This window comes from Bacteroidota bacterium, assembly GCA_020402865.1.
GTDB lineage: Bacteria > Bacteroidota > Bacteroidia > Palsa-965 > Palsa-965.
Genome location: JADBYT010000008.1, coordinates 73,140 through 85,704 on the forward strand (window position 1 = coordinate 73,140; position 12,565 = coordinate 85,704).

The following is a 12,565-nucleotide window of genomic DNA, read 5'->3' on the forward strand; positions in this document are numbered from 1 at the left end:
AAAATCAATCTCCGCATTTAATATGTAGAAATGGCTTATCCCCTGCTACTACATAGTTACTCAGATTTTCGGAAATTATTTCATCAATAAGTCGAAACACGGTTACATTCGCAAATCTGTAATTTCTGATAGGCGAATGCCATTCAATTTCACTTTCCGGTAAGTCAATCAGAATAGTCGCAACGTAATTTCCGTTTAAGATCACTCTTAACTTCTCAAATGACTTAAATAATGCTTGTTGAAGTACTTTAATCTGTATTCCTTCATCATACAGCTGATACATCCCGTTAACATAACTTTTCACCAGCCTCTCCTGATTATCATGAAACCCGACAGTCAGTTTTACACTTACATTACCCGAGACAGCCTCACCGCGAAAAGGAGCTTTACTCAATGAAACAGTCTTTAAAAGCCCCTCAAACAACACATCTGTGCCTCTGGGCTGATAAAGTAGCTCCGTTTTATCAGTTTCATGCGAATAATAATTAACGCTGAGCGAAGAATGAAAGGTAAGCCAGTGCAATAAATCATTCCTTAACCGGGAATCCGTCAGTTTAAGAAACTGAAGGATGTGTTCATTAAAGTTAAATTCAATAAAAAAGCCCTCGTATTCAGACTCATTCATTACAAGTTCATCGTTATCGAATTCCAAAGAGACTTTTCCTTGCCCCTCAATGACACAATGAATCACTGGCTGTTCCGATACAAGAAGCAAAAACATACCCTCGTTATCGCGTTCATTAACGCCTGTATCATCATTAAGTTTTATATAAGGGAAATTACCTGTCCGTATAAATTCAAATTCCTGAGCACAATACAACTGTAATCTGTTCTGATGATGATTAATGTTAATCGACAAATCAGTCTTGTTCCGAAAAAAGAAATTAAGAAGATTGTAAAACCATTCTGTTCCATTGCCAAAAAACATTGCTGGCCTCTTTGCAATAGCTTCTTTTATTCCCATAATTTCCATATTTTAAATATAAGGAAAAAACCGCGGAGCGGCCAATTTTAACGGCCAAAAAAATTAAGCAAACACAATGAAAAACAACATTTTAACCCTACAACACAACCTATAAACAACAAAAAAACCGCAGAAGAATCTGCGGTTTTTTATATCTGAATAACGAAACTTACTTCGTACCAAATGCTTTTTTGAAAGCAGGAACGAGTTCAAGCTTTTCCCAGCCGAAGGTTTCGTACTTCTTGCCGTTTACGGTTTTTACACCGGGCGTGCGGCCCATGTGGCCGTATGCAGCGGTCTCGCCGTAGATCGGATTTTTGAGGCCGAAGCGTTTTACAATGGCAGCGGGTTTCATATCAACCAGCTTGGCCACTTTGGCGGCAATTTCGCCATCGCTCATTTTCACTTTCGAGGTGCCGTAGGTGTTTACGTAGAGGCCCACGGGCTCGGCTACGCCAATGGCGTAAGCTACCTGCACAAGACACTCGTCGGCAACGCCGGCGGCTACCAGGTTTTTGGCAATGTGACGTGTAGCGTAGGCTGCAGAGCGGTCAACTTTCGAGCTGTCTTTGCCCGAAAAAGCACCGCCACCGTGTGCACCACGACCGCCGTAGGTATCCACAATAATTTTGCGGCCGGTAAGACCGGTATCGCCGTGCGGGCCACCGATTACGAATTTGCCGGTGGGGTTGATATGGAACTTGATGTCTTTGCCAAACAGTTTCTGTACGCGGGCAGGAAGTTGTTTTTTCACACGCGGCACAAGTACATTGATAATGTCTTTGCGAATCTGGTCGAGCATTTTCTTGTCGGTGCCAAACTCGTCGTGCTGGGTGCTTACCACAATGGTGTCAATACGCTTGGGTGTGCCATTGTCATCGTATTCAATGGTTACCTGCGATTTGGCATCGGGGCGGAGATACTTCATGGTTTTGCCTTCGCGGCGGATTTTCGCAAGCTCGCGCAGGAGCATGTGCGAAAGTTCGAGCGGAAGCGGCATGAGGTTGTCGGTTTCGCGGCAGGCAAAACCAAACATCATTCCCTGATCGCCGGCGCCCTGCTCGGCTTCCTTGCCGCGCTCCACACCCTGATTAATGTCTGACGACTGTTCGTGCAGGGCATTGAGAATGCCGCAGGAAATAGCATCAAACTGGTATTCTGATTTGGTGTAACCGATACGGCGTATTACATCGCGGGCAATTTCCTGCACATCCACTTTGCCTTTGGCTTCGGGAGTGGTTTTGATTTCGCCGCCAATTACCACGAGGCCGGTGGTTACAAAAGTTTCACAAGCCACTTTGGCGTTGGGATCGTGTGTCAGAAATGCGTCAATAATAGCATCTGAAATCTGATCGGCCACCTTATCGGGGTGACCTTCCGAAACTGACTCGGAAGTGAAGAGATAAGACATTGATGGATACGGATTTGAATTGGTGCGCTAAAGTACGATTTTTTAACGTTACCAATGCCCGCCATCCGATATTCTCTTCTATAACCTCACCATCCACAATTCATGAGCCATGTTGGTATTACCGACTTGTGCATGAATGGAATCCGGAAGACCAGGTTGATTACTTTCTTCGTTGTACTGAAAATAACCGTAGGGTGGAATATTCATTCTCAGAATAAACTGACTGTAATTTAAAGCAGGCGTAAGTGCCCAATAAGTCGATGTATCACCCCTGAACTTAAAAAATTCATCGGTTAAAAAGACTAACGTATCCTGCAGGGGATAAATAACAAATGATGAATCGCCGGGAAGTGAATCCGTCGCCTGATAAAGCAGATACCTTTCACCCGTCATATCAACCGGGAGAAACATTGGACGATCTGTGCCACCAGTTGAGTAAGGCTCAGGAGTTTCTTCCTGCTTACAGGAACAAACGAAAAGCAACATGCCCATGTAAGCAAAAAGAGAAAATGGTTTCATGACGCACTATTTATTGCACTATATCCATTAAATTTAATAAATATCCAATCAAACAGAGATAGAAGCTATCTAAACTTCACCTCACATTTCCTGAATTTCAAACAATAACGCACCTTTGTAAAAGATGAAACGACAGGTTTTTCTTTTGCTGGTTATCTTATTTTTCTGTCAGGTTGCGGCAATAGCCAAAGCCCCACGCTGGAAAATGAATGCGCCCAAAACTTCCCCAACCGGCATTCACTATTCACTCACCAAACCGGGCAAAGGCGCTTACCCATCCGACAGCAACCTGGCCCGCATCGACTATTGCCGCTACAACAGTGCACGCACACAAGTGGTGGAAAGCAGCCTCAGACAATTCCGCAAAGGCACCGTCATCGACCTTCACGAAACACAAATTGACCCCGGCTTTCGCAATGCCATAAAGTTGCTGCGCAAAGGGGGCAAGGGCTTTTTCAGCTGGCGCAACCCGAAGGGCGATTCCGTGCACTACTACATCCGCCTGCGCGAAATTTTACCGCCGCCAAACTACAGCAGCTTTTTCATCGAAATCCCGCCCGATTCAATTCCTGTGCGCATCAACGACCCTGAAAAAGAAAATTTCGGCGATTCTACCATTCTCATTGTCACACTCGCCGAACTGCCCGCGCTCATGCCCGGCTGCGACAGCGCACATGCACAGATGTATGTAATGCTCAAATTCCGCGAACGCTATTTCGACAACGGCATTAAATACCGCGATGTGCTGGTGGCTGTGCCCTGCGTAAACAATTTTGAAACAGGATTTTTTTACCCGGGCAATCGCTACCTCATTACTGCGCTCAGCTGGCACAAAAGCGATGACGTATTCCGCGAAGTAACCGATGCCTACAGTGCTTCCGATGCCAGACGCTACCGGTGTTTACGCATTACCAAAGGCTGATGCGCTTACTTTTTCTTCCCGGTAAGCTCTTTAAACACATCCTCAATTTTCCGCTCCTCGCGCTGCATTTCCAGCACGGTGAGTTTGTTGTCCACTGCAAAGCGGAATAAATCGGGGCGGATGTCTTTTTCGGCGGAGGTGATAATTTGCCATACATGGCCGCGCACATGCTGCACTTCTTCCACCCCGGGCAGGCGCTTCAGGTCGTGGCGGTTGGGCTCCTTGTCGAATTCCACCACCACCACCATACGGTTCTGGCTTGTTTGCTGCAGGTTTGCAGTATCATCGTTGGCTACAATGCGGCCCTGATTGATGATAATTACACGGTTGCAAAGTGCTTCCACTTCCTGCATAATGTGGGTAGAAAGCATTACGGTTTTTTGCTGCCCGATGCGGCGGATGAGTTCGCGGATTTCGGCAAGCTGGTTGGGGTCGAGACCGGTGGTGGGTTCGTCGAGAATAAGCACGGCCGGGTCGTGAATGAGTGCCTGCGCAAGGCCCACACGCTGGCGATAGCCTTTTGAAAGCATTCCGATGCGTTTGTGCTGCTCAATTTCGAGGCCGGTAAGCTGCACCATTTCATCCACACGCTGCTTTTTATTGGGCAGTTTGTGAATGCCTGCAATAAACTCGAGATATTCTTTCACATACATATCCAGGTAAAGCGGATTGTGTTCGGGCAAATACCCCACGCAGCGCCGCACGTCGATAGACTGTGAAGCCACGTCGAAACCGTTTACCGAAGCCTGCCCGGCATCTTGCGGAATAAAGCAGGTGAGAATTTTCATCATGGTTGATTTGCCGGCACCGTTGGGCCCGAGAAACCCCACAATTTCACCCGTTTTCACTTCAAACGATACATTGTCAAGTGCTCGTTGCTTACCGTAGAGCTTGGAGATATATTCAACTTTTATAGACACAGGCTTGTGAAATGAAATTAGAATTCAAAAGTAAGAAAACAACGCGGGTTTTGTCCAACTATTGCGGGCCGGGGCAAAAAGCACGATGCCTGCGCCACATCGCGGCTACAGGCATCGGTTCAGGGGATAGGCACAATAATCAGCTCACGGCAGCATATTCGGGAACGTGCATTTCGCACTGGTAATAGCTTATGAGTTTGCGGGTTTTCACAAACACTTTGCGGTAAACGGGATCGCCCGTAAAACTTTGTCCGGTGTACAGCGTGCGGTATTGCCACATTTCAACCGGGAAACTGAGTTTGCGGTAGAAACGGTTTTCGCATCCGTTTATTTCTTCGGCAGCCAGCGGCACCATAAACTCATAGCCGCCATAGGCAAACTGAATTTTTTCGGCTACGGTGGCATTTCGGATGATGCCGGTTACAATTTGTTCAAGCCCTTTAAGGCGCTCGGTTTTGCACACAAAAAGCAGGTAATCGAGACTGAAATCGGCCGCACCGGGAGTAACAGCCAGCAGCCCTTGCGGCAACTGTCCGTCAACAACAAGATCAACCGGCTCGGTAAAGCGTTGTTTACGCAAAAAAGCAGCGAGGTGGCGTTCGGAAGGAATCATGGCGGTAAGGTGTTGGGATAAATGCGGTGTTTATTGTGTAGTTTCGTACGGATATTTCGATATGAATGCTTTAACTGGAACAGTAATTAAATCGACCGGAAGCTGGTATCTGGTACATCTCGACAGTGGTTTGTCGGTTGAATGCCGTATCAAGGGGCAGTTTCGCATCAAGGGACTGAACACCAAGAATACCAACCCGCTGGCAGTGGGCGATCGTGTAGAAGTGCAGCATGAGCGCAGCGGTGATTATGTAATTGACAAACTTCACGAGCGCACGAATTACATCATCAGGCGAAGCACCAAACTTTCGAAACAAACGCACATTATTGCGGCCAATATCAACCGGGCTTATGTAATGGCTACACTCATTGAGCCACGTACATCAACCGGCTTCATCGACCGTTTTCTGGTCACTGCAGAGGCGTATTCCATTCCGGCTTCCATCATTTTCAACAAACGCGATTTGCTTGATGAGGAGCTCTGCGAATATGTAGAGGCGCTTATGCAATTGTATCGCGGTTTGGGATACGGCTGCTGGTTTATTTCGGCTACCGACGCAACAGCAGTAAACGCCTTGCGCGAGGAAATGAGCCATCAGGTAAGCCTTATTGCAGGGCATTCGGGTGTGGGAAAAAGCACACTCATCAATGCACTGCGACCCGATCTTGATTTGCGCACGGGCAAACTATCGGAGGCACACAGCAAGGGTATGCACACCACCACATTTGCCGAAATGCACCGCCTGGGCGAAGGCTGGATTATTGATACGCCCGGCATCAAGGAATTTGGCATTGTGGACCTGGAGCGGGCCGAGCTCTCACATTTCTTTCCCGAAATGCGCGAACGTTTCGGACAGTGCCGTTTTAATAACTGCCTGCACCTGAACGAACCCGGCTGCGCCGTGCGTGATGCGGTGGAGAACAGCGAAATTGCCCTTACCCGCTACGAGTGTTACCTTGCCATCCTCAATGGCGATGAACTCGAAAAGGAATACGAATAATCAAAGAACGTAACGGCTGAGCTGAAAAAGCCGGCCGGTGCTCAACTCCGGCCGGCCACGCAATCAGGGCATCCGGCAAACGGCCCAGTCATTTCCGTCTGTCCAAACTTTCACCCCGTTGTTAATTTGAATGGTAGTAGGTGCAGCGCCGCCCGAATTGGGCACAAAATTGATGCAGTTGCACCCGAATGTCATGTTGTAACTGTCCTGTGCAAAACGAAACTGCTCACGCGAATCACCAACTTTATCGTTGTGACTGACAATGGTATCACAGGGTTCTGGCTCGTGATGCACAATAATAACATCCGACAAATCGGTAGTGCCGATAATTTCATATACCACAGCTTCTTTGTCTGACGAGCAGGAGCTGGCTCCGATTATTAACAGCATACACGCTGCAACGCTAAGGAAGAGGTTTTTCATTTTGATTACTGGTATTAAGGTTTGACTGGTTTTGCGGTAAGATAGCCGTTTTGAGCTGTTCGGCTCCCGTAATCAGGCTACGGGCGAAAGGAAAATGAATTCCACACTAAGCACTGAATCTGTTTTATCGTTCCGTCGCTTACGCAGACGCGATTTGGATTCACGGGGAGAGGAAATGTGCAAAGGGCGCGAGGCCGGAACGGATACAGATGAGGTTTTCATGGGCGCTGGTGTTATGCTTGTGCTAAAGTATCCGGCATCAAGTGGAAGGGGAAACCAATCTTAATTTTAAATCAGATGTCTTACTATTGATATTCTATTATAAAAAACTGTTTTACAAGCTAATATTTAGCTATTTTTAATTTTTAAATCAGATTTCATGCAGGAAGATATTGGACTTTTTCAGCTCATTTCCAGCCTGTCGCCCACCGAAAAACGTTACTTCAAATTATTTGCACGACGGCACGTGGTAGGCGACACCAATGATTATGTGCTGATTTTTGATGCGATTGACGAACAGGTAGCTGCCGGCGATACGTATGATGAGCAACTGGTGCGTAAACGCCTTCATACATCGGGCCGGAAACCGGCACTGCGTGCAGCAAAGAGTTATTTATCCGGACTTATACTTCGCAGCATGCGGCAATTTGCCGATGAGTCGGACACCAACCGTATGCTTGAAGCGCGCCTGCACGACATACGATTTCTGCTCGAAAAAGGGCTTATCAACAAAGCACAGGCTGTATTACGCAAGGCAAAAAAAATTGCGGCGCATTATGAAAAACCACAGCTCGTGCTCGAACTGCTGGCTGCCGAACGACAAATTGTGCGTCTGCTCCAAAGCCGTCACACCGAGGTGCTGCTCGATCAGCTGGAAAACGATGAAAACCGGGCACTGGCGCAGATGCAAACCGAGCTTGAACTGCGCCGGCTTTACGACAGGTTGCACTTGTTGCTGCGCAGTGCGGGCCGCCACACCGCAGCCGACCGCCAGCTTACCGTGGCCGACATCGCCTCGCATCCGCTTGTGCGAAAACGCTCCGATACGCATACGTTTGGCGCCGAAGTCCTCCGCCTCAATATCCTATCCGACCTCGCCACACTCGAAGGCGACCACAAAAAATCGCGAAGCCAGCGCAAACGCATCATGGCCTTGTACGAATCACACCCGCACCAGCAGCGCGATCAGGTGTTACGTTACATCAATGTACTCAACAACTACCTCACGAGCTGCTTTCAGCTGAGCATGTTCGATGAGTTCCCTTCAGTAATCGAAAAAATGAAATCGCTCGAAAGTATCTCGCGCGAAGTCAGGTATCAGGTGTTCCGAAACGGCATGTTCCTCGAACTGGTGTACCTCATCAACAGCCGCCGCCCCGAGAAAGGCCTGCAGCTACTGCCCGAAATTGAAAACGGCCTTCGTCTGTTTGAACGCAAACTCCCCGTGGCCCGCATGCTCAGCTTCCGTTACAATGTGGTAATGCTGTATTTCATAAACGAACGCATGAGTGAGGCCCTGCGTGCACTTAATCTCCTGCGCCGGCGTGAACATCCTGACGTGCGCCGCGATATCCAGCATGCAGCCCGGCTGTTTCAGCTCATCCTCCACTTCGAACTCAACCGTACCGACGATTTCCTCGACTCACTCATGCGCAGTACACAACGCCACCTGCGCGAACATAAACTCTTCGGCCAGTTCGAACAATGGCTTTTCCGCACCCTGCGCAATCTTGCAGAAACTACCAGCGAACGCGAAAAAAAACAAGTCTTTACCTCTGCCCTTGCCGAACATCAGGAACTCGTAAGCAGCGGCGCCCGCGATTTGCTGATTGATGAAACCGGACTCTGGCTCACCAGTCGTTCAACTGGCAAATCGCTGCGTGATGTGTTTGTGAATTTGTAAGAAACAGAACTGCTTTGTTAAACAGAATGTGGTTTTCAACAGATCTGGTTATCGTTAAATTTTTTGCAGTATTTATTGAATGTGATAACCATGATTATCGAATACTGCCATTTGTACAATTGATCCCGCAATTTACTCATTTGTGATTGCGGAAGGGTAATTTCAGAGGATACTTTTAGCCGAAACCAAAAAATACGGCTATGAAAACAATTATGAAAACTTTAATCACTTCTGCGCTAATGTGCATATCCACTTACGCCAGCGCAGACAGTCAAACATCTACTTATACTACAGGAAAAAAAATGCTCGGCTATTCAATGGTCGCGACCACTCTCAATCCAAGGGATGTTGTTGCCGGCGGCACGTTAGTTACCAGCACCAACCCACCTTCTGACACGGCAGATATTGAAGTATTAAAATATGATAATGATAACAGAATTCTTTGGAGTATAAGAATTAATGGTGGCACTAATGAATATTGCTACAATGTGAACAGCTATGACTTTGGAGGATCGAATAATGGTTATATTTTATCTGGTGCGTCGTTAGAGGGTGGTGTTCTTCGTCCGCATATCTGGCTTATAGACCAGTCAGGGAATTTAATTAATCATAAGTATTATACCAGCGGAACACTTGCAGGAAATGCGTTGCATGCGTTTCAGACACAAGATGGTAATTTCCTGGTCACTGGTTTTTATTATGCAGGTACACTAAGCAGCAACGCTAAACAAGGTGTTGCCATCAAATTAAACCAGAGTCTTAATGTAGTTTGGCGGAAATTTGTAAATACTACATCAACAAATGGTTCAAATGACTGGGATATGTGTGAGTTTGGAATTGAAACATCGTTGGGATATTTTATTACAGGCTCACGCAATCAAAGTAATTCTACCGGCGGCGTAAAATCAGTGTTAGCAATCTGGTTAGATAAAACAACAGGAGCAATTTCATTCAACAGATCATATAAAGCTTCATCATCGACTGCAAATGAAGTGGGTGCATCTGCTGCTTATAATGCAACCACCAATAAACTGTATGTGCTTTCCAACAACTCAAGCTCACGTGGTTTTCTAGTTACTGAATTTACCATTATCACTACCCCTGCTTCAGTTTCTGTCCCTACTACAAATCGCAGATATAATTATCTTGATCCGGCAATTATTGATGCTTATGGTTATTCGATCAAAATAGATAACACAAATTCGAACGTACTTATGGTTGCCGGTATGCTGGCGGGAGAAAGTGTTACTGATGCTTTGGGAAATACTGCGCTTAGTAAAGTTCCGTTTATTGCAGATCTAAATCTTACCAATGGTACTGTAAATTATGACCGTTATCATGAAATTCCGTGTGCCGGCCTTAATGGTTTTGGCACACCCTTTATGACTCTTGGTGGCTCAACGAGTATGCCAGATATATTCACACCTGAAATTTTAATTTCTCGCCGAAATACTGAAAATTATTACTTCGGCTATCGTCGTGAGTATAATCCAGATATTCGTCTTGAACTCATCAGAGTTGCCAACCCTACACCTGGGTTGGTATGCAGCTCCCCGGATGTTTCTCTTGATTTTATATCAAATAATATTACTACACAATCAACGGCTACAGTTGCTAATGGAACCTTTGCCACTGTGATCCCACCGCTAGAGGTAATATCTGTCTTTTTCCCAAAATCACAAATTAACTGTTTTGAAGCTCCCTGCGTAAATGAAGTGGCAAATGCAGGCGCGGATCAGATATGTTTTGGCAGCGCAATTGGATCTCCAGCACTACCCGGAGCCACTTATGTTTGGACTTCGGTTCCCACTACCGGAATTACATTCAGCAGTATGACAGTAGCACAACCTGTTATTACTTCTGTTACCGGATCTCATACATTAACCGTTACAATGACGAACCGTTGTAAAGAAGTATCGACTGATGTAATGACTATTACAAACAGCGGATGTCGTTTGGCCGGAACTGCCAATAATAGTGGGGAACAACAACAAGCTAATGTATTCCCGAATCCGGGCAACGGAACATTCACATTCAACTACCAAGCCGAGGAAACAGATGCCGTTCAGGTACAGATACTCGACATGAGCGGACGTACTGTTGCTGTGCGCAGCCTCACTGCTTCAGGCCAGCAGCTTACATTCGATGAACTTTCTGACGGCATTTATATTTACCAGCTTACAATAAATAGTAAGATGGTCAAACAAGATCGTCTTATCATTAACCGATAGTCCGAAGAATGTTTATCTAAAAAACTGTCCCGGCAGCAATTGCAGGGACAGTTTTTTAACTCAGCTAATATTTAAAATCCGCAATAAATCAGCCTTGCGTCTTCGTGAAACTTCCAGCTGCCTGCCATCAATCATCTCCACAAATCCACCTTCTCCTCTTATATAACGGGTAATGTAGCGCAACTGAATCAGAAAACTATTGTGTGCTCTGAAAAACCTGACTTTCGATAACTGACTTTCAAAGAAAGCCAAATTACGCGATGCTGTAATTGATTTACCCTGTCTGAAATGAAACGTGGTGTAATTTGAGGATGCTTCCATATAAAGAATATTCTCAATATCAATTATATGTATGCCGTCTGAAGATGCTACCGGCAAACGCTGTGGTATTTCGTTAGATGCTGATTGCTCAGGCAAATGAAGACGCGGAGGCGTAACATCAAACAATACCTTTTTTTCAATTTTTTTAACCGCAGCTATCAATTCGTGCACATCAACCGGCTTAAGCAGATAATCGAGTGCATTATATCGAAATGCTTTCACTGCATACGTATCATGTGCGGTTACAAAAATAACTTCGAATGAATGAATTCCTATTTTCCCAAGTAACTCGAAACCAGTCATTACCGACATTTCAACATCTACAAAAAGCAAATCAAACGATAAATCAGGTATCGCTTCCAGTGCTTCGTCAGGCGAATTGAATGTAGCCAGTATTTCTATATGAGGACAATGATGTTGAAGTAAATTGCTAAGTACACTTGTTAGCAATGGTTCATCATCGACAAGCACAGCCTTGAGATGTTTATACATGTTTTAACATTTGTTAAACCAATCAGAGGGGATGAGCTTTCATTGAAAAAGGGAAACAATGAAATCGGTATTAATTATATAGGATTATGTACTGTTTGTAAGACGTAAAAAAACAAAAATAGTTTCCTTGAAACTTGTTATACATATTTCAAACAATCAGCAGCAATTATACAGAGAAAGAACATTAACTTAATTGAGATAAATAACGCAATTAATAGGTTAAATTCACATATACAGCTTGCGATAATTAGTCAAAAAAAATATTTATGCTGATTATCAATAGAATAATTTTAAACATTACCAACAATTTTAATCCTGATTCCTGAAAATCAAAAAATAGCTTGTTGCGACATACATCCGCAACGATCCGCTATTCGTACATTCGCAAACTATGCGCTGCGTTATACAAAGAGTTACTCATGCATCGGTTCACATCAACGGAAATGAACACAGCCAGATCGGCCATGGCCTGCTGGTACTGGCAGGTTTTGAAGATGCCGATACAGATGAAGACATCCGGTGGATGACTCAGAAAATAATCAGCCTCCGTATTTTTGCTGATGCAGATGGTGTGATGAATCTTTCAGTGCGCGATGTAAATGGCGAGATTTTAATTGTGAGTCAGTTTACACTTCACGCCGCCACAAAAAAAGGCAACCGCCCCTCCTACATCCGCGCAGCAAAACCACCCGTGGCGGTGCCGCTTTACGAAAAATTTATTGAAGAAACCGGCATCCAGCTCGGAAAACCAGCAGCCACCGGTGTATTCGGAGCCGACATGAAAGTTACTCTGTTGAACGACGGACCGGTGACTATTCTCATCGATACAAAAAATAAAGAATAAGC

Annotated in this window: 13 protein-coding genes; 5 read left to right on the top strand and 8 right to left on the bottom strand. The window is 45.5% G+C overall.

The window, feature by feature from the left end:
• Positions 1-4: 4 nt before the first annotated feature.
• From IM638_06160 to IM638_06170, 3 genes are all read right to left on the bottom strand, one after another.
• Positions 5-964: a hypothetical protein gene (locus IM638_06160; GenBank protein ID MCA6362602.1), complete on the bottom strand. Its 960-nt coding sequence runs from the start codon at positions 962-964 to the stop codon at positions 5-7.
• A 169-nt stretch (positions 965-1,133) separates the two neighbouring features.
• Positions 1,134-2,375, bottom strand: a complete 1,242-nt coding sequence (locus tag IM638_06165; GenBank protein ID MCA6362603.1) for a methionine adenosyltransferase — start codon at positions 2,373-2,375, stop codon at positions 1,134-1,136.
• A 78-nt stretch (positions 2,376-2,453) separates the two neighbouring features.
• On the bottom strand, positions 2,454-2,894 hold the full coding sequence (locus tag IM638_06170) for a hypothetical protein (protein ID MCA6362604.1): 441 nt from the start codon (positions 2,892-2,894) through the stop codon (positions 2,454-2,456).
• A 124-nt stretch (positions 2,895-3,018) separates the two neighbouring features.
• Between IM638_06170 and IM638_06175 the strand changes: the two genes are divergently transcribed.
• Positions 3,019-3,816: a hypothetical protein gene (locus tag IM638_06175; protein MCA6362605.1), complete on the top strand. Its 798-nt coding sequence runs from the start codon at positions 3,019-3,021 to the stop codon at positions 3,814-3,816.
• 5 nt (positions 3,817-3,821) lie between these two features.
• Here IM638_06175 and gldA read toward each other — a convergent pair whose 3' ends face one another.
• Both gldA and IM638_06185 read right to left on the bottom strand, forming a co-directional pair.
• On the bottom strand, positions 3,822-4,736 hold the full coding sequence (gldA, locus tag IM638_06180) for a gliding motility-associated ABC transporter ATP-binding subunit GldA (protein ID MCA6362606.1): 915 nt from the start codon (positions 4,734-4,736) through the stop codon (positions 3,822-3,824).
• Between the two features lie 139 nt (positions 4,737-4,875).
• On the bottom strand, positions 4,876-5,349 hold the full coding sequence (locus IM638_06185) for a hypothetical protein (GenBank protein ID MCA6362607.1): 474 nt from the start codon (positions 5,347-5,349) through the stop codon (positions 4,876-4,878).
• A gap of 61 nt (positions 5,350-5,410) precedes the next feature.
• Here IM638_06185 and rsgA point away from each other — a divergent pair, with 61 nt between their 5' ends.
• On the top strand, positions 5,411-6,349 hold the full coding sequence (gene rsgA / locus IM638_06190) for a ribosome small subunit-dependent GTPase A (protein ID MCA6362608.1): 939 nt from the start codon (positions 5,411-5,413) through the stop codon (positions 6,347-6,349).
• A gap of 63 nt (positions 6,350-6,412) precedes the next feature.
• Here rsgA and IM638_06195 read toward each other — a convergent pair whose 3' ends face one another.
• Together IM638_06195 and IM638_06200 are read right to left on the bottom strand one after the other, a co-directional pair.
• Entirely contained in the window at positions 6,413-6,772 is a 360-nt protein-coding gene (locus IM638_06195) for a hypothetical protein (GenBank protein MCA6362609.1), read from the bottom strand.
• 72 nt (positions 6,773-6,844) lie between these two features.
• Complete coding sequence (locus tag IM638_06200) at positions 6,845-6,994, bottom strand: hypothetical protein (protein ID MCA6362610.1); 150 nt, start codon at positions 6,992-6,994, stop codon at positions 6,845-6,847.
• A 157-nt stretch (positions 6,995-7,151) separates the two neighbouring features.
• Here IM638_06200 and IM638_06205 point away from each other — a divergent pair, with 157 nt between their 5' ends.
• On the top strand, positions 7,152-8,675 hold the full coding sequence (locus tag IM638_06205) for a hypothetical protein (GenBank protein MCA6362611.1): 1,524 nt from the start codon (positions 7,152-7,154) through the stop codon (positions 8,673-8,675).
• Positions 8,676-8,875: 200 nt separating this feature from the next.
• Complete coding sequence (locus IM638_06210) at positions 8,876-10,906, top strand: T9SS type A sorting domain-containing protein (GenBank protein ID MCA6362612.1); 2,031 nt, start codon at positions 8,876-8,878, stop codon at positions 10,904-10,906.
• A gap of 60 nt (positions 10,907-10,966) precedes the next feature.
• Here the strand turns inward: IM638_06210 and IM638_06215 are convergent, their stop codons facing one another.
• On the bottom strand, positions 10,967-11,719 hold the full coding sequence (locus IM638_06215) for a response regulator transcription factor (protein MCA6362613.1): 753 nt from the start codon (positions 11,717-11,719) through the stop codon (positions 10,967-10,969).
• 391 nt (positions 11,720-12,110) lie between these two features.
• Here IM638_06215 and IM638_06220 point away from each other — a divergent pair, with 391 nt between their 5' ends.
• On the top strand, positions 12,111-12,563 hold the full coding sequence (locus IM638_06220; protein MCA6362614.1) for a D-tyrosyl-tRNA(Tyr) deacylase: 453 nt from the start codon (positions 12,111-12,113) through the stop codon (positions 12,561-12,563).
• The last annotated feature ends 2 nt before the right edge of the window (positions 12,564-12,565 follow it).

Coding starts and splice junctions, on each gene's coding strand:
- IM638_06220 (MCA6362614.1), top strand. CDS start 12,111: ATGCGCTGCGTTATACAAAGAGTTACTCATGCATCGGTTCACATCAAC.
- IM638_06185 (MCA6362607.1), bottom strand. CDS start 5,349: ATGATTCCTTCCGAACGCCACCTCGCTGCTTTTTTGCGTAAACAACGC.
- IM638_06160 (MCA6362602.1), bottom strand. CDS start 964: ATGGGAATAAAAGAAGCTATTGCAAAGAGGCCAGCAATGTTTTTTGGC.
- IM638_06200 (MCA6362610.1), bottom strand. CDS start 6,994: ATGAAAACCTCATCTGTATCCGTTCCGGCCTCGCGCCCTTTGCACATT.
- IM638_06195 (MCA6362609.1), bottom strand. CDS start 6,772: ATGAAAAACCTCTTCCTTAGCGTTGCAGCGTGTATGCTGTTAATAATC.
- IM638_06215 (MCA6362613.1), bottom strand. CDS start 11,719: ATGTATAAACATCTCAAGGCTGTGCTTGTCGATGATGAACCATTGCTA.
- IM638_06165 (MCA6362603.1), bottom strand. CDS start 2,375: ATGTCTTATCTCTTCACTTCCGAGTCAGTTTCGGAAGGTCACCCCGAT.
- IM638_06205 (MCA6362611.1), top strand. CDS start 7,152: ATGCAGGAAGATATTGGACTTTTTCAGCTCATTTCCAGCCTGTCGCCC.
- rsgA (MCA6362608.1), top strand. CDS start 5,411: ATGAATGCTTTAACTGGAACAGTAATTAAATCGACCGGAAGCTGGTAT.
- IM638_06170 (MCA6362604.1), bottom strand. CDS start 2,894: ATGAAACCATTTTCTCTTTTTGCTTACATGGGCATGTTGCTTTTCGTT.
- IM638_06175 (MCA6362605.1), top strand. CDS start 3,019: ATGAAACGACAGGTTTTTCTTTTGCTGGTTATCTTATTTTTCTGTCAG.
- IM638_06210 (MCA6362612.1), top strand. CDS start 8,876: ATGAAAACAATTATGAAAACTTTAATCACTTCTGCGCTAATGTGCATA.